Source organism: Streptomyces sp. NPDC091412, from assembly GCF_044756885.1.
Taxonomy (GTDB): Bacteria; Actinomycetota; Actinomycetes; order Streptomycetales; family Streptomycetaceae; genus Streptomyces.
In genome coordinates this window covers 85,357-104,623 of sequence record NZ_JBIVTV010000021.1, presented here as the reverse complement: position 1 = coordinate 104,623, position 19,267 = coordinate 85,357, and the positions used below count along the sequence as shown (strand labels likewise).

General features: G+C 69.8%; 16 protein-coding genes. 6 read left to right on the top strand and 10 right to left on the bottom strand.

The genetic code is table 11. The features are described 5' to 3' along the window. Positions 1-32 precede the first annotated feature (32 nt). The 6 genes from ACIQMV_RS33375 to ACIQMV_RS33350 are packed head-to-tail and all read right to left on the bottom strand — an operon-like array spanning position 33 to position 8,706. Positions 33-746, bottom strand: coding sequence for a hypothetical protein (locus ACIQMV_RS33375; RefSeq protein ID WP_402596950.1), 714 nt, complete (start codon positions 744-746; stop codon positions 33-35). 39 nt (positions 747-785) lie between these two features. Further along, positions 786-3,023 carry a glycosyl hydrolase family 95 catalytic domain-containing protein gene (locus tag ACIQMV_RS33370; RefSeq protein WP_402596949.1) on the bottom strand — a complete coding sequence of 746 codons (2,238 nt, stop codon included), beginning with the start codon at positions 3,021-3,023 and terminating at the stop codon, positions 786-788. Beyond that, the gene (locus ACIQMV_RS33365) at positions 3,020-4,978 is read right to left on the bottom strand and encodes a beta-galactosidase (RefSeq protein WP_402596948.1); all 1,959 of its coding nucleotides are present in this window, start codon (positions 4,976-4,978) and stop codon (positions 3,020-3,022) included. The genes ACIQMV_RS33370 and ACIQMV_RS33365 overlap by 4 nt, the downstream gene beginning before the upstream one ends. 44 nt (positions 4,979-5,022) lie before the next feature. Continuing rightward, a complete protein-coding gene (locus tag ACIQMV_RS33360) occupies positions 5,023-5,958 on the bottom strand; it encodes a carbohydrate ABC transporter permease (RefSeq protein WP_402596947.1) in 936 nt (311 codons plus the stop codon). Next, positions 5,955-6,989 (bottom strand): ABC transporter permease, encoded by a 1,035-nt coding sequence (locus tag ACIQMV_RS33355; protein ID WP_402596946.1) that lies wholly within the window; start codon positions 6,987-6,989, stop codon positions 5,955-5,957. The genes ACIQMV_RS33360 and ACIQMV_RS33355 overlap by 4 nt, the downstream gene beginning before the upstream one ends. 28 nt (positions 6,990-7,017) lie before the next feature. Next, positions 7,018-8,706, bottom strand: coding sequence for an extracellular solute-binding protein (locus ACIQMV_RS33350; protein ID WP_402596945.1), 1,689 nt, complete (start codon positions 8,704-8,706; stop codon positions 7,018-7,020). A gap of 428 nt (positions 8,707-9,134) precedes the next feature. Between ACIQMV_RS33350 and ACIQMV_RS33345 the strand changes: the two genes are divergently transcribed. Further along, positions 9,135-11,990 (top strand): glycoside hydrolase family 3 C-terminal domain-containing protein, encoded by a 2,856-nt coding sequence (locus tag ACIQMV_RS33345; protein ID WP_402596944.1) that lies wholly within the window; start codon positions 9,135-9,137, stop codon positions 11,988-11,990. A 72-nt stretch (positions 11,991-12,062) separates the two neighbouring features. Here the strand turns inward: ACIQMV_RS33345 and ACIQMV_RS33340 are convergent, their stop codons facing one another. The 3 genes from ACIQMV_RS33340 to ACIQMV_RS33330 all read right to left on the bottom strand — a co-directional run bounded on the left by ACIQMV_RS33340 (position 12,063) and on the right by ACIQMV_RS33330 (position 13,961). Beyond that, on the bottom strand, positions 12,063-13,016 hold the full coding sequence (locus tag ACIQMV_RS33340; RefSeq protein ID WP_402596943.1) for a BN159_2729 family protein: 954 nt from the start codon (positions 13,014-13,016) through the stop codon (positions 12,063-12,065). Continuing rightward, a complete protein-coding gene (locus ACIQMV_RS33335; RefSeq protein WP_401773749.1) occupies positions 13,013-13,588 on the bottom strand; it encodes a sigma-70 family RNA polymerase sigma factor in 576 nt (191 codons plus the stop codon). The genes ACIQMV_RS33340 and ACIQMV_RS33335 overlap by 4 nt, the downstream gene beginning before the upstream one ends. A gap of 103 nt (positions 13,589-13,691) precedes the next feature. Next, a complete protein-coding gene (locus ACIQMV_RS33330) occupies positions 13,692-13,961 on the bottom strand; it encodes a helix-turn-helix transcriptional regulator (RefSeq protein ID WP_172632823.1) in 270 nt (89 codons plus the stop codon). 211 nt (positions 13,962-14,172) lie between these two features. On the opposite strand from ACIQMV_RS33330, the gene ACIQMV_RS33325 reads away from it, so the two are divergent. Together ACIQMV_RS33325 and ACIQMV_RS33320 are read left to right on the top strand one after the other, a co-directional pair. Next, positions 14,173-14,673, top strand: coding sequence for a helix-turn-helix transcriptional regulator (locus ACIQMV_RS33325; RefSeq protein ID WP_253266049.1), 501 nt, complete (start codon positions 14,173-14,175; stop codon positions 14,671-14,673). Between the two features lie 96 nt (positions 14,674-14,769). Then, positions 14,770-15,009 carry a hypothetical protein gene (locus ACIQMV_RS33320; RefSeq protein ID WP_402596942.1) on the top strand — a complete coding sequence of 80 codons (240 nt, stop codon included), beginning with the start codon at positions 14,770-14,772 and terminating at the stop codon, positions 15,007-15,009. Positions 15,010-15,137: 128 nt separating this feature from the next. Here ACIQMV_RS33320 and ACIQMV_RS33315 read toward each other — a convergent pair whose 3' ends face one another. After that, the gene (locus ACIQMV_RS33315; protein WP_402596941.1) at positions 15,138-15,461 is read right to left on the bottom strand and encodes a hypothetical protein; all 324 of its coding nucleotides are present in this window, start codon (positions 15,459-15,461) and stop codon (positions 15,138-15,140) included. A 732-nt stretch (positions 15,462-16,193) separates the two neighbouring features. On the opposite strand from ACIQMV_RS33315, the gene ACIQMV_RS33310 reads away from it, so the two are divergent. From ACIQMV_RS33310 to ACIQMV_RS33300, 3 genes are read left to right on the top strand one after another with little or no spacing between them, the layout of a single operon-like run. After that, positions 16,194-16,406, top strand: a complete 213-nt coding sequence (locus tag ACIQMV_RS33310) for a hypothetical protein (RefSeq protein WP_172632824.1) — start codon at positions 16,194-16,196, stop codon at positions 16,404-16,406. 14 nt (positions 16,407-16,420) lie between these two features. Next, positions 16,421-18,472 (top strand): hypothetical protein, encoded by a 2,052-nt coding sequence (locus ACIQMV_RS33305; protein WP_402596940.1) that lies wholly within the window; start codon positions 16,421-16,423, stop codon positions 18,470-18,472. Between the two features lie 30 nt (positions 18,473-18,502). After that, a complete protein-coding gene (locus ACIQMV_RS33300; protein ID WP_141357842.1) occupies positions 18,503-19,192 on the top strand; it encodes a hypothetical protein in 690 nt (229 codons plus the stop codon). Positions 19,193-19,267: the final 75 nt, after the last annotated feature.

The window sequence follows — 19,267 nt, the reverse complement described above, 5'->3', positions numbered from 1 at the left end:
CGGGACCGGCCGCACACTCATGGGCCCCCGGGTCAGCTGCTGCTGACCGTGAGGCTGTTGGTGGTGAAGTCCAGTCCGCCGGACGACGACGTGATCTCGTAGCCGAACTGCACGTCCCCGATGGTCACGTTGCCGAACCAGCCCTTGGTGTCCTTGATCCACTTCAGGATGGGCAGGATGTTCACCGTGCCGGAACTGGAGTTGGAGCTGCGGATGAACGAGAACACTTCGTTCGAGCCGTTGTTGCCCTTGTAGACGGTCCAGGTCGAGCCGCCGAGGGTGACGCTGCCCTGGGAACTGCCGAGCGGGCCGACGGCCCCGGTCTTGTTGACCCAGAGCATGACCTCGTACTTGTAGCCGGTGTCCCAGATGTCGTACGAGGTGTTGTACGCGCCGGAGGACGGGACGGTGACGTTGTAGCTGCTGGTGAGCGAGGCGAGGGAGGTGACCGACTTGTTGACCACCTTCTTGGCGTTCGGGTAGGACTTGATGCCGCCCGTGTTGGGGTGGTTCGCCCACACGCCCCAGTTGGTGCCGGAGTTGGCCCAGATGCACTGGCTGCCGGTGCCGGAGCCCCAGATGTTGTTGTACAGCGTGTAGCCGTTCAGTGTGGTGTTGCCCCACTGGTCGCAGGAGTTCCAGACGGCGGCCTGGGCGGGGGCGGAGGCGAGGCCGACGGTGGCGCCGAGGGCGAGGGCGGGCGCGAGCAGCGCCGTGGAGAGCCTGCTCCGGGTGCGTGTTGCCATGGTGGTGTCCCTTCCATGGGTGGGGGGAGTTGCGGGGGGTCACCACGTCCTCAGGTCGAGGGCGCGGGCCTCTCCGGCGACCAGGTCGAGCGGTCGTGCGCCGGAGGGAGTCCTCAGGTCGATGCGGAGGGTGCGGGTGGGGCGCAGCAGCGCCGTGGCCGCGTCTGGGCTCCAGGCCAGGTCGACTTCGGCCCCGAACCGGGTGCGGATCCCGCGCAGTGCGCCCTCCGGGTACGCCGGCGGGAGCGCGGGCAGCAGAACGAGCCGGTCCGGGGTGGACCGCACCAGCGCCTCGATCAGTACGGCGGGCAGGGTGTGGGCGGCGTCGGCGTTGTAGACGTTCCGGTCCGGGTAGTGGGCGCTCATCAGGGAGGCGTGGAAGTAGTCGCCCTCCAGCACGTACCGGAGGGCGCGGGCGACGCGGTCGCCGTCGCCGAGGCGGGCCGCGATCAGGGCGTGGTGGAGGTGGCCGTGGGCCGAGTCGTTCTCCGTGCCGCGCAGTGCGAGGGCGCGGTGGGCGGCGGCGGCCAGGTCCGGGGTGTCGTGGGGGTCGATCTCGTCCAGCGGCCAGACGGCGTAGAGGTGGCTGAGGTGGCGGTGGTCGTAGGCGTCCGCCAGGCCGGGCCACGCCCATTCGGCGAGGGCGCCGTCGGCGTTGATCCGGTGCGGTGGGAGGCGGTCGGCGAGGGCCTCCCATCGGTCGGCGTCGGGGGTGCCGGGGTGGTAGGCGGCGGCCGTCCGCAGGGTGTGCCGGGCGGCGGAGAGGTCCATGGCCGCGTTGAGCGTGCCCCAGCTGGCGTTGGCGGGGCGGTTCTCGGGCGAGTAGGAGGGGACGACCACGAGGTGGCCGTGTTCGTCGGTGCGGGTGAGGAAGTCCTCGTAGAACCGGGCGGCTTCGGCGAGCGCGGCGGCGGTGCGCGGGTCCTGGGCGCCGCGTGTCTCGTCGAGGTCGACGAGCGGCTTGAGCAGCCAGTCGGCGCCGGCGGTCCACAGGTGCAGCGGGTACTCACGGCTGAAGTGGTACGCGTGGCCGGACTCGCCGTCGGTGTGCGCGGGCGCGACGGCCCCTCGGGTGCCGAAGATCGCGCGGGCGTTGTCCCGCCACTCGGGGAGTTGTGCCTCGACGAGCCGGGCCAGGGCCTCGCCGACCTCGGGGAGGCCGGCCGCGGCGGCGGAGGCGGTCTGGAGGTTGAGGTTGGCGTCCGTGGTGAACGCGCCGGACCAGGCCGTGTCCCAGTCGCCGGTCCACAGTCCGGTGAGCCGGGGCGGGAGCAGGCCGCTGGCGGAGAGCAGATGGTAGCGGCCCGCCGCGAACAGCCGCTCCGCCAGGGCCGCGCTCCCCGGCCGCTTGAGCAACTCCGAACCAGGCAGGGCACGTTCGGCGGGTTCGCCGCGCAGGTCGAGGGTGACTCGGTGGTAGGCGGTGCGGTGCGCGGGCAGATGGCGGTCGAGGAGGTCGTCGTACGTCCGCCCGGTCAGCAGGTCGAGCAGGGCCGCCGCTTCCCCGGTCACGGCCGGTGCACCGGTGTGCCGGCGCACCCGGGTGAGCAGCAGCACCGAGTCCGCGCCGGTGACGCGCGCTCCGGACGGGGCGAGCACCGTGGCGCCACCGGTGACGGCGATCAGCAGCACGCCGGTGTAGGCGCGGTCGCTGCCGGGGTAGCGGGCGTGCAGGCTCAGCACGGCGCCCTCGGCGGTGAGCCGCGCCCCGTGGCCGACGCCGAGGCCGGGCGGTACGCCGGGAAGCCGGTGGTCCAGGCGAACGTCGAGCGTGGGACCGGGCGCGGTGACGTGCTGGACGATCACGTCGTCGGCGCGGGAGACGAAGACGCGGCTGATCCGGTCCCCGCACACCGCCGTCACCTCGCCGCTGGTGAAGTCGACCGAGCGGCGGATGGGGGTCCCCCCGGTTCGAGCGGAGTCGTGAACTCGGGGGACCTGCGGGGCGCGGGGCGGGCGGCTCAGCCGGATCCGGAAGGCCGGGTGGAAGGGCTGCACCCACTGCAACGGCCGGCCGTCGGTGAAGGACTCGGCGGCGGTGCGATCACCGGCGAGCAACCGGTCCTGGAGAGCAGGCAGTTCATCGGCGAGGAGTGGGGGTCTGGCGTGCTCGCCGCCGTTGGGGCGGACGAGGGTGTGATGGGTGACGATCACGCGGTCGTCGTCCGGATCGCCGAACACCAGGGCGCCGTGGTGGCCGTTGCCGCTGAGGAAGGCGTCCTCCCAGCGGGCGGCCGGGAGAGGTTCCCAGGTTCCGTGGTGAAGTCCGCCGGTCACGGTTTCAGCACCGCCGCTCCGTACCGTCCGAGCGTCGTGCGACCGGTCACGGCCGCCCCGGTGAGCAGGTCGTGGTGGGTGCCCGGCACGTCGACGGTCACCGGCTCACGCCCGTGGTTGAGCAGGAACAGCAGCTCCCCGCGCCGGACGGCCTCGACCCCGGCGGGCAGTCCGTCCAGCACCGGGCGGACGCCCGCACCGGCGGCGACACGGATGAGCAGGGCGCGCAGCGCCTCGGGCTCCGGGAGGGTGGAGACGTACCAGGCGCGGCCCCGGCGCAGCACGGCGGGCAGCCCGTCGAGCTCGCCGCCCTGGTACGGGACCGTCTCGTCGGCGGTGCCGTCGGCCTCGATCTCCTCCGACCACAGCGTCCCGCGCAGTCCGCCCGCGCACGCGACGCTCTCCCCCGCGTCCAGCGGCCACCACTCGTGCAGCGTGCGGATGCCGAACAGTTCGCGCAGCCGCGGATCCATGCCGCCGGGGCGAATGCGGTCGTCCTCGTCGGCCACCCCGGTGAGGAAACCGCACACGAGGGTGCCGCCGCCGGCGACGTACGCCAGGAGGTTGTCGATCGCGGCGTCGGTGAGCAGGTAGAGCTGGGGGACGACGACGAGCCGGTGGGCGGTGAGGTCGTGCTCGGGGTGGGCGAAGTCGGTGGCGAGGCGGGCTTCCCACAGGGCGCGGTGCCAGGCGCGCAGGACCTCGGGGTACGCGACGTGCGCGGACGGGCGGCCGTCCTGGTCGCAGGCCCACCAGGAGTGCCAGTCGTGGAGGATCGCGATGTCGTGGGTGCCGTGGGTGCCGGACACCTCGGCGCCGATCCGCCGCAGTTCGGCGCCGATCCGCTTGACCTCCTGGAACGTACGGCCCTGCTCGCCGGCGTGGCCGACCATCGCGGAGTGGAACTTCTCCGCGCCCTGCCGGGACTGACGCCACTGGAAGTAGCAGACGGCGTCGGCTCCGTGGGCCACCGCCTGAAGGGACCACAGGCGGTTGAGCCCGGGCGGCTTGGGATGGTTGACGGCACGCCAGTTGACCGGACCGGCCGCCTGTTCCATGAGCATCCAGGGGCCGCGGGCCTGGGAGCGGGTGAGGTCCTGGACGAGCGCGCCGTACTGGGCGCCGAGGGGGTCGCGCGGGTCGGGGTAGAGGTCGACGGAGACGACGTCCTCCTCGGCGGCCCAGCGCCAGCCGTCCTGACCGGACCACAGCGGCATGAAGTTGGTGGTGACCGGAAGGTGCGGGGTGTGCCGGCGGACGATGTCGCGTTCGGCGCGGTAGCACTCCAAGAGCATGTCGGAGGTGAAGCGGCGGAAGTCCAGGACCTGGGCGGGGTTCTTCAGGTAGTGGGCGCGGCGCAGGGGCAGGATGCCGTCCCAGCTGTCGTAGCCCTGGCTCCAGAACGCCGTTCCCCAGGCGGTGTTCAGGGCGTCGAGGGTGCCGTACTTCGTGCGCAGCCAGCGGCGGAAGGCGGCGGCGGCCTCGTCGCCGTGGTCGTGGGTGCAGTACTCGTTGTTGATGTGCCACATCGTGAGGGCGGGGTGGCCGGCGTAGCGGGCGGCCAGGTCCTCGGTGATGGCGGCGGCGTAGCGGCGGTAGGTGGCGCTGGAGTGCGAGAAGTGCTGCCGGCCGCCCCACCACTCGGTGCGGCCGTCCTCGTCACGGGGCAGGGTGTCGGGGTGCAGGCGGCCCATCCAGGGCGGGGGCGAGGAGGTGGGGGTGGCGAGGACGACTCCGACGCCGTTCGCCTCCATGAGGTCCATCACCGTGTCGAGCCAGCCGAACTCCCGTGCGCCGGGGTGCGGTTCGAGCTTCGACCAGGAGAACACGCCGAGGGTGACGGAGTTGACCCCGGCGTCCTTCATCAGCCGGACGTCCTCGTGCCAGGTCTCCTCGGGCCACTGCTCGGGGTTGTAGTCGCCGCCGAAGAGAATCCGGCCGTTGGTCATCTGCATGACAGTGTCCTCACCTTGGAAGAAGGGCCCCGCGCAGAAGCCGCCTATCCCTTGACGGCCCCCGTGAGCATCCCCTTCCTGAAGTGCTTCTGGACGAACGGCGACAGCACGGCCACCGGCAGCAGTGCCATCACCATGACCGCCATCTGCACGGCCAGTCCGGACAGTTGACCGGTCTTGATGGACTGGGCGAGGCCCACCGGGGCCTGCTGCTTCTGGACGAGCTGGATCATGACGTTCTGGAGCGGCAGCATGCTCTGGTCGTTGAGGTACAGGGACGCGTTGAACCACGCGCTCCAGTAGCCGACCGCGTAGAACAGCGTGATCACGGCGAGCACCGCGCGGGACAGCGGCATCACGATCTGCCACAGGATGCGCAGGTCGCCGGCGCCGTCGATGCGGGCGCTGTCGACGAGTTCCGGCGAGATGTTCATGAAGAAGCCGCGCAGCACGAGGATGTTGAACACGCTCACCGCGCTGGGCAGGATCAGCGCGAGGTAGGTGTCGGTCAGACCGAGGGTCTGCACCAGCAGGTAGGTCGGGATGAGACCGGCGCTGAAGAACATCGTCGCCAGCAGCGTCATCAGGATCCAGCGGTGGCCCAGCGAACCGGTGCGGGACAGGCCGTAGGCGCACAGCACGGACACGGTCATCGAGAACAGCGTGCCGACCAGGGTGACCAGGATGCTGACGACCGCGGCGCGGGTGACCTGGCCGCCGCCGAGCAGTTCCCGGTAGGCGACGAAGGTGACGCCCTTGGGCACCATGACGAGACCTCCGGCCTCGTCGATGGTCCTGCGCGAGGAGAGGCTGGTGACGACGACGATCCACAGCGGGAAGAGGATCGCCAGGCAGGCCAGGGTCAGGACCAGTCCCTTGCCCGCGAGACCGGCCCCGGTGGGCTTCTCCTCCCACACCGGCCGGGCCGGGGCGGCCCACCGGCGGCGTTCGCGTACGGGCTTGCCGATCACGGCGGTCACTTCCGGTACACCCCCTGCTCGCCCATGAGATGGGCCACCTTGTTCGCGGCGAGGACCAGTCCGAGGCTGACCACGCCCTTGATCAGGCCGGCGGCGGCCGCGTAGCCGAAGTCCTGGTTGCGCACGCCGTTCCACCACACGAAGGTGTCCAGGACCTCCGCGGCGCCGGGGCCGACGGCGTCGCGTTGCAGCAGGATCTGCTCGAAGCCGACGGTGAGGGCGTCGCCGACGCGCAGCACGAGCAGCAGCGCGATCACCGGGCGCAGCGCGGGCAGCGTGACGTGCCAGATGCGGCGCCACCGTCCGGCGCCGTCCATCGCGGCGGCCTCGTACAGGTCCGGGCTCACCGAGGCGAGCGCGGCGAGGAAGACGATGATCCCCCAGCCGGCGTCCTTCCACACGCTCTGCGCGGTGATGAGGAACTTGAAGGTGCTGGGGTCGGTCATGATGTCGAGGCCGTCGTAGCCGTGCTGCCGCAGCAGCTGGGAGAGCAGTCCGGCGCCGCCGAGCAGTTGCTGGAAGACGGCGACGACCAGCACCCAGGAGAAGAAGTGCGGCAGGTACAGCACGGCCTGCGCGACCGCCCGCACCCGGGGTCTGACCACGCTGTTGATGAGCAGCGCGAGCAGGATCGGGATGGGGAAGTACAGCACGAGCTGGAGGAAGAACAGCACCAGGGTGTTCTGCACCGCGTTCCAGAAGGCCGAGTCCGCGAAGATCGCCTGGAAGTTCTCCAGGCCCACCCAGGGGCTGTGCAGGATGGAGACGACGCCGTTGTCGCTGATGTAGGGGTCGTAGTCCTGGAAGGCGACGACGTTGCCGAGGATCGGTAGGTAGTTGAACAGCAGGACGAGGACGACGGCCGGGAGTGTCATCAGGAGCACCACGCGGTCGCGTCTGAACCTGACGCGCAGGCTCAGCCTCCCCGGGTGCGGATCGTCCCGGGTTCCGGTGGCGCCGCCGGACGCCCCCGCTGTCCTCGCCGTCGGGTCGGCCTCGGTCCTGCTCCGGGGCACCGTGCTGTGGGACACGGCCGGTCTCCTTGCCTCAGCGCCCGGGTCAGCCTGCCGCCGAACCGTTCTCGTCGAGGATCTTCCTGTACCAGTCGCGCAGCCTGTCGCCGCCCTTGCTCTTCCAGTCGGAGACGGCCTGCTGCATGTCGGCGATCTTCTTGTGGCCGCGGACGATGTCGTCCTCCAGCTGTTCGAAGTCGTTGGACAGGTTGGTCCAGCGGGAGGGTTCGGTGATCTGCATGCCGTAGAAGGCGGACTTCCTGGTGAAGGCGCCCATCCGCTGCTGCCACTCGACCTGCGCCCTGGTGATGTCGGGGAGGTCGGGGTGGGCGAGGGTCGGGGCGGGGCTCGCGACCATGACGTAGGCGTTCATGACCTCGTTGTTGCCCTTGTCGTTCTTGACGGGCACGCCGTCCTTCAGGGTGTAGTGCGTGCCCTCGACGCCGTAGTTGGTGAGCATGTACTCCTTGGTGCCGTACGGGGCGGCGGTGACGTTGGCGACGGCCAGCACGTCACGGACGACCGACTCGGAGGCCTTCTTGCTGACGAAGGCGAAGATGTTGGCGGGCTGGGTGGCCCACAGGGTGGGGTGGCCGCCGTCGTGGCCGAAGACGTCCATGCCCGAGACCTTGAAGTCCGGGTTCTGGGTGGCCTGTTCGGCGGCCCGGCCGTACCACTGCGAGATGTCGTTGTTGTAGATCAGGAACTCGCCGGCGGCGAACTTGGGTCCCGGGTCGGTGGAGGCGCTCTTGCCCAGCTCGAAGTCGGGGTGGACGTATCCGGCGGCGAACAGCTTGCGGGTCCACTCCAGCGCCTCCAGGTACTCCTGGGTCTCGACGCGGTTGACCAGCTTGCCGTCGACGAGGTCCCAGCCGAGGGGCTTCTCGCCGCCGGAGAGCACACCGAAGGCGTTGAACGCCGTCCACTTCATGTCGCCGCAGGCCCACCGCTTGGCCCGGGCGTTGGTGATCTCCTTGGCCAGCGCCAGGAACTCGTCCGCCGAGCGGGGGACTTCGTACCCCTCCTTGTCGAAGAGGTCCCGGCGGTAGAGGGGCACGATGTTCGTGACGTAGGAGGCCGGCATCGGCAGGCCGCGGAGCCTGCCGCCGAAGATGGAGCGCTGCCAGGCGTCCGACGGGATCGCCGCGAGGTTCGGGTACTCCTTGACCTTGTCCCCGGACAGGTAGGGGCCGAGGTCGGCGAACTTGCTGGTGATGGCGCTGGGTATCTTGCCGCCCATGTTCCAGCCGGGGACCACCACGACGTCCGGGATGCTGCTGGAGGCGAGGACCGCTCCGAGCTTCTGGTCGTAGGTGTTGCCGTCCTGGTTCTGCCAGACGACGTCGACGCCGATGAGGTCGTTCATCGACCGGTAGTACGCGTTGTCCTGCTTGGGCGGGGAGCCCCAGAAGGGCGACATGACGCTGACCTTGCCGCCCTTGCCGAGCTTCTTCGGCACGGAGGTCTTGAGGCCGGCGAGGTCGAGCGGGCGGGTGAAGCCGACGGCGGAGCCGTTCTTGGCGGGGATGTCGGGCGGGACGACGTTGTTCGCGACGTAGGCCGGCAGCAGCTTCCTGGCGCCCTTGCCCGACGTGGTGCCGCCGCGCGAACCGCTGTCGCCACCACCGCAGGCGGTGAGCAGCGGCATCCCTCCCGCCACGGCTACGGCGGCGACCGCCGTGGAGGCGAGGAAGTTTCTCCGGCTGGGGCCGGTGGAGGCGGCGTTCGGCGTCATTGCGTCAACCCTTCGTGGCGCACCAGGACACCCGGCGGTGGGGCCGTCGGCTGCGGTGTCTCGATGTATCGATCTGTCGATGCTCGATGTCTCGAGTGGAACTGGCTGAGCTGAAGCGGTCCTCGGAGGAATGTCCGTACTGGGGGTGTCCGCCGTGTCCGCACGAGGAGTGACCGTACGGCGAGGTCGAACTGAGTCGAAGCGCTTCGATGTTGCTGCGAGGTTAAGTGAACACCTGAGGGCGCACAAGGGTCGGATCCAAGATTGCTCGGAGGCGGGGCCTACGGGACTGGTCTCATATGCCCCTTGAGGTGCGGGCCGGGAACCGCACGTGTTGCCCCGGACCGTCTTGACACCCACCCCCGAGTCGCCTGAGCATCGAAGCGCTTCGAAAGAGGCTTGCCGTTCCAGCGCTAGGGGACCCCCACGTGACCGTACGAACGCCTCACACGCCTCCGTTCCGCGATCCGCGGCTGCCGTTCGCGAAGCGCGTCGACGATCTGCTGGCGCGGCTGACCCTCGACGAGAAGGTCTCCTTCCTGCACCAGTTCGCGCCCGCCGTTCCGCGGCTGGGCGTCGCCGCGTTCCGCACCGGTCAGGAGGCGCTGCACGGCGTGGCGTGGATGGGCCCGGCGACGGTCTTCCCGCAGGCCGTCGGGCTCGGCGCCACCTGGAACGACGACCTGGTGCGCCGGATCGGCGAGGCGGTGTCCCGCGAGGTCCGGGCGATGCGCGCCCGCGACGACCGCGTCGGCCTCAACGTCTGGGCCCCGGTGGTGAATCTGCTGCGCCACCCGCTGTGGGGCCGCAACGAGGAGGGCTACTCGGAGGATCCGAAGCTGACGTCGGCGATCGCCGTCGCCTACACGCGCGGCCTGCGCGGCGGTCATCCGACGTACTGGCGCACGGCACCGGTCCTCAAGCACTGGCTGGCGCACAACAACGAGACCCGCCGGGACACCACGTCCTCCTCGGTGCGCCCGCGCGTCCTGCACGAGTACGACCTGCGGGCGTTCCGGGAGGCGGTGACGGCCGGCGCGGTGGCCGGTGTGATGCCCGCCTACAACCTGGTCAACGGCCGCCCCAACCACGTCTCGCCGTATCTGCGCGAGCATCTGCGCACCTGGACCGACGAGGACCTGCTGGTCTGCTCGGACGCGGGCGCGCCCTCCAACCTGGTCGACTCCGAGCACTACTTCGCCACGCACGAGGAGGCCGCCGCGGCCGCGCTGCTGGCCGGCGTGGACAGCCTCACCGACCACGGCACGGATCCGGCGAAGACCGTGGCGCGGGTGCGGGGCGCCCTGGAGCAGGGCCTGCTGACCGAGGCCGACGTCGACACGGCCGTGCGCCGGCAGCTCTCGGTGCGCTTCCGGCTCGGCGAGTTCGACCCGCGGGACGATCCGCACGCCGGCGCCGGGGAGTTCGACACGCCCGAGCACCGGGCGCTCGCGCTGGAGGCCGCCGAGCAGGCGGTCGTGCTGCTGAGCAACGACGGGCTGCTGCCCCTGGCCGCCGGCACCCGCGTCGCCGTGGTCGGCCCGCTCGCCGACGAGTGCAAGCTCGACTGGTACAGCGGAACGCTGCTGCGCCGGTCCACACCGCTGGAGGGTCTGTACGAGCGGTTCGGCGCCGAGCGCGTCGAGTTCGCGGAGGGGGTGGACCAGGTGCGGCTGCGCACGGCCGACGGCCGCTTCCTGCACGTGCCGCCCGGGAAGGCCGAGGGTCCGGCGCGCGGCGCGGAGGGGGCGCTGGACCCGGCCCTGCTGGCCGGCCGCACCGACCTGCCGCCGCTCACCACCGACGCCACCGGCACCATGCTGTCCCTGATGGACTGGGGCGAGGGCGTCCTGACCCTGCGCGCACCGGACGGCCACTACCTCTCGGTGGCCGACGACGGCTGTGTGCGCGCCTCGGCCGACCAGCCCGGCGGCTGGGTGGTGCAGGAGACGTTCCGCCTCGAACCGCACGGCGGCGGGCACCTCCTGCGGCACATCGGGACCGGTCGCCACGTCCGTGTCACCGCCGACGGCGTGAGGATCGCCGAGGAGAACGGGCCGGACGGCGCGGAGGCCGCGGAGGTCTTCGAACTGGTCGTGTCCGAGCGCGGGGAGGAGGCGGTGGCGCGCGCGGCCCGGTCGGCCGACGTGGTGCTGGTGGTGGCGGGCAACGACCCGCACATCAACGGCCGCGAGACACAGGACCGTACGACCCTGCGGCTGCCGGAGCACCAGGAGCGGCTGCTGCGCGCGGCCCGCACCGCGAACCGGAACACGGCGCTGGTGCTGGTCTCGGCGTACCCGTACGCGGTCGACCCCGCTCCCCTGCGGGCGGTGCTGTGGACCGCCCACGGCGGCCAGGCGGCGGGCACCGCCCTGGCCCGGGTGCTGGCCGGTGACTCCTCCCCCGCCGGCCGGCTCCCGCAGACCTGGTACGCGGACGACTCCGACCTGCCGGACCTGCTCGACTACGACGTGATCGGCAGCCGCCAGACGTACCTGTACTTCGAGGGCACCCCGCTGTTCCCCTTCGGACACGGGCTGTCGTACACGTCGTTCGGATACGGCGACCTGGCGGTCCGGGTCGAGCAGGACACGGTGCGCGTGTCCTTCGCGGTCACCAACCACGGAGGCGTCACCGCGGACGAGGTCGCCCAGCTCTACACCCGCGCCGCGGACCCGTCGGTCCCGCGCCCGCGCCGGGAGCTGGCCGCCCACCGCCGCATCACGCTCGCGCCCGGCGAAAAGGCGGACCTGACTTTCGAAGTCCCCCTCTCCCAAATGGAGTTCTGGGACGTGTCACAAGGGCGCCGGCGTCTGGAGCCAGGTCCGTACGACCTCCTCGTCGGCGCCTCCAGCGAGGACGTCCGCCTCCGCACCACCCTCACCCTCGACGGCGAGCCCGGCACGCCGCGCCCGGTTCTGGAACACGGCCTGAACGCCGCCGGCTTCGACGAGCAGTCGGGCATCGAGATCGTCGACCGGACGAGGACGACGGGCGACGCGGTGACGCCCGCTCCCGGCAGGCAGGGCGAACTCCTCTACCGCCACTGCGACTTCGGCGCGGGCGTGACACGGGTGAGCGTCGAGGTGGCGGGCGAGGGCACCGTCGAACTCTCCCTGGACGGCGACCCGGTGATCGCGTCCGTCGTCCTGGACACCCCCACGTCGGACGCGTACGACTACACCACCCTCACCGCCCCGGCCACCGCCGCCGGCGTACACGATCTGCGCCTCGGGCTGCGCGGCCCCCTGCGCCTCGCGCGGATCGGCTTCACGAGTTGAGAACGACCCGTCCCGGCCCGTCCCGGCCATGCGAGTCCCCTGGACGCGGCTCACCGTGATCGGGGTAGGTGTTCACGGGATGTCTTCGGCGTCCGGGGACGAGGCTGCGGCGGTCTGCGTCTCAACGGCGGAGAGAGGGCCGTTGGCCGTGACGATCGAGGTGAGCGGGTAAGGAGGGCCGCTGGTGCCGCAGAGGGTCAGCAGCGGCATGCCGTCCTCCTGGCGCCGGCCGAGGCAGCTCCACATCTGGCCGTGCCGGTCGACCTGGCCGCGGGCGAGGTCGTAGACGCGGCCTCCCAGAAAGAACGGCTCGCCGGCGGCCTCCGCGGCTTCGTCGAGGAGGTGAGGCACTTGGTAGGCGGTGAGGTGAACGTCGACGGCGTCGATCCGTCCGGCGGCGGTCTGGGCCCATCCGGCGCGATGGGTGGGAGCGTCGAGTGCCGCGCCGATGGCGGTCAGCCAGTACTCCCAGTGGTCGAGCGAGAGGGCGTGGATGTGGATGACGACGCGCTCGTGGTCCCAGGTGATGTGCGTGGTCTCGAGCCGGCCTTCGTTCTCGGCCCGCAGCTTGGCGGCCACAGCGGCGGTACGGGCCTGCGCCGGCGTCCAGTCGGCCGCGCCCTGCTCCTCGGTGCTCGTGGTCCGAGCGGCGGCGGGCCTGATCGCGGGGATCTGCTCGGCGACCGGCACGACGGCCGGCTGCGGCACACTCACCGCGGTGTCGGACGCCGGCGGCGCGTCAAGGCCGGTGCCGGGCGGGGCGATCGCGCCACGGAGTGCCGGGGTGGGCGGCTTCGGGCCGGCGACGGCTTCGGTGACGTCGGCGGCCGGCTGGTCCGTCTCGGGCAGGCCGCGCTGCGCCTCGTCCTGGCCCTGAAGCCGTTTGAGGGCTTCGGCGCCGCCCGTTTCCACCAGGCGTCCCTGCGCCTGGAGGCCGGCGATGAACCTGCGGGCCAACTGCGCCAGCTGCTCGGTCAGTTCGCGCTCGATCTCGACATCGCCGCGGCTGTCGGGAGTGGTCGTCATGCTCCCGCCTCCACATAGGCCCTGCGGAGGGAGTCGAGCGCGCGCCACTGCAGGGTCTTGACGGCGGCGTCGGTGGTGCCCATGGTGCGGGCCGTCTCGCTGACGGACAGTTCGCGGAGGAACCGGAGCCGGATGACGGCCTGTTGACGTGGCGTGATCCCGGACAGGGCGTGGTGCAGGTCGGCAGCGGCAAGGGTGGACAGGACCGTGTCCTCGGCGGTGCTCACCGGGGTCACCCAGGCGTCCCACACGTGGGTGATCTGGTCCACGAAGGTCAGCCGCCGTGTCGCGGCGACCTTGAAGTGGTCCGCGACCACGTTGCGGGCGATCGTGCACAGCCAGGCACGGATCGGCGTGCCGGTCCACCGGAAGGTGCCGATCTTGGCCCACGCCTTCATGAAGACATCGGCGGTGAGGTCCTCGGCGAGCGTCGGGTTCGATCTGACGCGGAGGCCGATGAACGCGGCGACGACGTCGTGGTACATCCGGTACAGCTCGCCGAACGCCTCGGGATCGCCTTGCTGGGCGCGGGTGATGAGGGCCGGTTCCCTCGTTGTGAGGCCGCCGGACACGGCCTGGGCATGAGAAATCAAAGCCTGCTTCCGATCGTGAGTGGAGGAACGGTGTCGGGCTGGGTGACGAGGAGAGACCGCCCCCCGCGGGCTCCGTGGGCCGTCAGCCGGACCCGCGCCGACGTCCGACTGGAGCGGGCGCCGGCCACCGGCGTGAAGCGGCGGTGCGCCGCGTGGTCAGCGGGTCGTCGTACACGAGAGTGTCGAGCCCGACCCCGTAGGCGTCGCGCAGCGTCCAGAGCGTGGCCAGGCTCGGTTCTTTCGTCCCGGCCGCGAGTCGGTGGAGCGTCGACCTGCTGATACCGGTGCGCTGCGCCACGTCGGCAACACTTTCGTCACCAAGCTCCTTGGCCTTCACCAGGAGCTTGGCCATATGGAGGCGGAGCATGGTCAGAAGACCCCCTAAGGGACTTGCATCCGTGCGGCTAACCCACACGCACGGACGTATGGAAGTTGCCAGGCTGATGTGACGCAAGGCTATTTTTATTCGCACATAAGTACTAGATCGACGAGTTGGCCTGGAGTAATGCCGATCTAGGCCCTTGACCTGCAAAGGTGCACGCATGCAACTAGCGTGAAACTACATGCATGCGCGCTACCCTCCGGACATGCGGACTACGGAAGATCTCCATCAGGGGACCCGGACCGGGCGACAGGCTCAAACACGGCGTGTCGGCGCCTACCTCTCCGCGGCCGCGACCGCGGCCGGGTACGACATCCGCCGGCGCAGGGGCGGCCGAGCGCAACTGGCGGCCCTGACCGGACTGAGCCTGACCACCATCAGCCGGACGCTGGACGGCAGAACCCTGCCGCTCCCCTCACAGCTGGCGAAGTGGGCAACGGTCCTCAACCTCGATCACCGGGCGATGCTGGTGGACAGCGGCCTCATTCCTGAACAACGAGGTCCCCGGACCGCAAGCCGGGAGGCGGCGTCAGCGGCACTGTCCCCGAACGAGGCGATGAACGCGTGGGGAATTTCCGACCCCATCATTCGCAAGACACTCAACGCGAGTATCGTCCACGCGATCAGACTCCAAGAGGAGCTCGACGCGGCCGACGGCTGGGAGGCCGTCGCACTGGGGTGAACCGGATAGCCTCCCTCCTGCCGCGCCAGGATCAGCGGGTCGGAAATGGTGCGCTGGCGAGAGGGGTAGCAGGTGCTCGTCGTACGAGGAACTTCCATGACCGCTGTCGTCCGCGGCAGCACTGGTGAGACGGTGATTCTGCTCCCCGGTGATGCGCGTCAGGAAGTGTCCGAGGCAACATTGACCGATCTGATCAAGGTCGCCAGCGCCGTTCTCAGTACGGCCGAACTTCAGACCATCAGCAAGATTGTCCCCAGGTTGACAATAAGTCAGATGGATTCCTGCGTTTCAGTCGATGGAATGGCGCTGACGGTCTACAGGCTGACCGTCGACTGAGTACCGGGCGCGAATAGGAGAATCCCTCCACCGCTGAGTTCCGGGATCACCCCCGCTTCAGTAAAAGGTGAGCCGCCCGCCGTCGGAAGGTTCGACGGCGGGCGGCTCGGCCTTTCACAGGAGCGGGACTAGCGGCGCCAGTAGGGGGGGCAGTCCCATCGGTTCGACTGGTAGTGCCAGTCCCGGTCGCAGTCCCGGTCCCACCTGGAGTGGCGGTCGCAGTACCGGTACCGGTAGTTGTCATGACGCCAGTAGTCACGGTCTCGCCACAGGTCGGAGCCGTGGCGGTACCCGTAGTGGCTGTAGTGGTCGCCTCGGTCGAACGAGTGGGCCGCCAACGTCGCGGAGGCTGGGGCATGGAACGGAGCCGCGATCGCCTCTGCGGAGGCGGGCACCACGACGGCGCCGGCAGTCAGAAGCGCGACCGCCACCGATCTCGCAATGGTCTTCACTTACTCTCCTTTCGAACAGCAGGAATTCGTTGTTTCCCTGCCGCTGGATGCGACGTTACATCGAATTGCTGGGCCCATCGCTGAAGCCGATGTGCGGTCAGACGCGAGGGGGCAGCCGGCCGGGATTACAGAATCAGCAGCTCAGCCGCCTTGCCGGGCATGCGTGAAGCTGCACTGTCCCGTCTTTTCGAAACACCCGTCCAGACGAATTATTGGGCGTGGCGAGATGAGCCGTCCGCCCAGTTCGCCGGACTGAATCAATGACTTCCGCAGGAGAATTCCCACTCTTAAACGACCCGTATTTCCAGGAGTGGAAATACGGGGCAGGATCCCCGCCACCTGTCAGTTCGCCACCCACAGAGCGCGACAACCGTCATTGATCCGCCCCGGCTTTTGCGGAGTTCACCCACCCCTCGGAGCCCGCGTACGGGTCGGCACACCGTCGCCGGGACGCCGGCGCCCCCCGGCCCAGTGGGGACCCGGAAGTGAACGACCGTGCGCTTTTGAACGCATGTCGCATATAGGAGGTTTGCACTCCCGCTTCCGCTTCCGCTACTGTCCGGGACCTCCGGACAAACCGTTCGGAGTCTCTGGACGGCGCGGCCGGTGTACGCCTGCTGGTTCCCCAGCGGTTTTGCCGCCTCCGGCTCCACAGCAGGGTTTCCGCATGACCCGGCTGCCGGATTTCTGCCGCCAGAACCCCTCAACAACCCTTCAATGAAAGGTGTCCCCATGAACATGGACCAGCTCGAGGCCGAGACCGCGGAACTGCTGCCCGGCCGGGAGGCGCTGGGGAAGTTCTCGTTCAACTTCACCAAGATGACGAGCATCACTAAGAAGGCCGCGCACGTGGACGCTCACAACGAGTCGGCCGCGCTGAACCAGTGCTCGCCGTGGGCCGTCGCCCAGTCCGAGGCGCAGCAGGCCATCAGCATCCAGCAGTAACACCCGCGGGCGGTGTGCAGGGCCAGGTCGACGGACTTGGCCCTGCACCCGCTCCACGCCCGGTATCGCATACGGCACGCCTGTTGTCCAGTGCTGTGACCATTCGTCAGAACATCAGACGCGCCTTGGAGAAGAGAATGACGGCGTCCGAAGAACACAGCGGCTTCAGAACGCTGGATGTTCAGGTTCCGCATCCCTGGGACGGGTTCCCACAGGAAGCGGCCGTCAACGGCATGCCGGAGTCATTCACCCACTCGATGCACACCAAGGCCGCCGGCGCCTTCATGCCGTGGAGCGCCGCGCCCGTTCCCCGGCTGAGCCACGGCTTGCAGACCCTCGGGGAGTACCAGGGATCCGGCTTCACCGAGCGCAAGTACATTGTCCGCCGAGGTGACGGTCAGGTGATCCAGCTTTCGCGCCTGCTGTACCTCGTCGTGAGCTCCATCGACGGCGTACGCGACGCCGAAGCGATTTCCCATCGGGTGAGTGGGCGCTACGGGGCTGAAGTCACCACGGAGAACGTCGTCCACCTGGTGGAGCGAAAGCTCACTCCCCTCGGTATCACGGTCCCCTTCGGAGACCTGCCGGAGGAGCCCTCGGCCCCTCGCTCGGACCTGCTCCTCGCCCTCCGCGGCCACAAAGTGATCTTCCACGAGGCGCAAGTGGCCCGCATCGCCGCCGCGCTCTCCTGGCTGCACCGGCCACTTGTCGTGGCGTTGACGCTCGCAGGCACCGCGGCCATGGACATCTGGCTTTTCGGTGTTCACGGAGCCATCACGCCCGTGCTGCAAGTGCTCGAACAGCCACTGTGGATGCTCATCCTCTTCGCGCTGACGGTCGCCTCCCTCGTCTTTCACGAGTTCGGGCACGCGTCGGCCTGCCGGTACAGCGGGGGCGTACCCGGAAAGATCGGATGCGGCATCTTCCTGATCTGGCCATCCATGTACACGGACGTCACCGACGTGTACCGGATCGGGAAGACCGGCCGCCTGCGTACCGGACTGGGGGGCGTGTATTTCAACATCATCTTCATGCTGGCCCTCACCGCGGGCTACCTTCTCACGGGCCAGTCCTTCTTCCTTGCCGCGGTCTACCTCACGCACTTCGAGGTCCTCGAACAGTTGGTGCCGGCGGTGCGGCTCGACGGCTACTACATCCTCGGCGACCTGGCCGGTGTTCCCGACCTGTACGGCAAGGTCAAGCCCATCCTGTTGAGCATGCTGCCCGGACGGAGACGCGGCGCGGCAGGTGCGGCCGACCTCAAGCGCTCCGCCCGGATCATCGTGACGGTGTGGGTCTTGACCATGGTTCCCCTGCTCCTGGCAGAGGCCGCGTACGCCCTGTGGAACCTTCCACGCCTCCTGGCCACCGCACTGCGCAGTCTTTCGGCCCAATGTCTCGGCACGTACTCGGCGTTCACGGCAGGGCAGTGGGCTGCCGGGCTGGTCGGAGTCATCGGCACGCTCATGCTGCTCTGCCCGATGGCAGGAGGCGCCTATCTCGCAGGCCGGCTGGCGGCCCGCCTGTACCGCGCCGCCATGAGAGCGACCGAGGGAAAGCCGGCCATGCGTCTCGTTCTGGCAGCCGCGGTCGCCGCCGGCTGCGCCGTTCTCGGAACCGCCTGGGTGCAGGGGCTCGCGCCCAAGCCACTTCCCGAATCAGCCCCGGTCACGCCTGTCCTGCAACCCGGTGTGCCCACCACTCGAGCCCCGCACCCCACCCCCACGGGCTCCCCGGCGGGCCACCCTGCCGGCACCACGCCGGAGAAGCGGGTCACCCGACGCAACAGCACCTCGTCGCCCCGAACCGTTCCATCCCACTCCGCGGCGGCCCCACCTGCCCCCTCGGCAACCGCCCCGGCGCCTCACCCCGGCACACCGGCCGCCTCCACGGCGGAGGCCGGCCCCACCCCGAGCACACCGGCCGGCAGCACCCCCATCACGCCGTCCCCACACCCTTCCGAGAGCCGGACGACCTCCGCATCCCCCTCTCCCCCTCCCTCCGAGTCCGTCACCGCATCCCCCTCACCCTCCGCGACAGCCCCCTCCGGCCCCAGCCCTTCCTGACCCCGCACACCACATCCGCAGGAGAGAACGATGAACCACCGCAAGCCTCGTCCCAGGACCTCCTCCAAAACAGCGATCGGCCTCGGCATCGCCGCGACCGCCGGACTGGCCGTGACGGCCAGTACCACCTCGGCGGGTGCCAGCCCCGGCGGTTCCCGCATCTCCCAGAGCGTCGCCATCGCGGTCGACATGGCGCAGAGCCATGCCAACAGGGCCCACAGGAACCAGTTCGACGAGTCCTTCAAGATCCACGAATACGGCTCGTCCGTCGCCGTGACGGCGAACAACCGGGCTACGGCGGTATCGTCAGGCTGCTCCATCGACGCCCCCTGCCGTTCGATCGCCCTCTCCTACCAGATCGTCACCACGGCCGGCCGAAACGCGCGTCTCATCAACGCCTCCAACATCAGCAGGGGCGTCAACGAACACTGCCCGGCGTGCGAGACGTTCTCCGGGGCATATCAGTTCATCGTGGCCACGCCACGGGGATTCAGCCTCAGCCGCGAAGGCCGCGGCGAGCTCGACTCGATCAACCACCAGGTCGAGGCCCTCAAGACGTCTCGTCTGCCGATCTCCCAGGTCACGCAGCAGGCGGACGAGCTGGCCCGCAGGGTGAAAACAGTCCTCGACCGTGAGGCGGCCCGTGCGCCCAGGGGTAGCGGGAGCGACGCGTCGGCCGACTTCGCACCGACCGTGACCATGCACCGCTACGTCCGGTAGGTCCCGCAATACGCTCAGGGCTGTGGACTCCCACCGCAGCCCTGAGTGCTGAAATCACGGCCGGGAAGCGAGGTC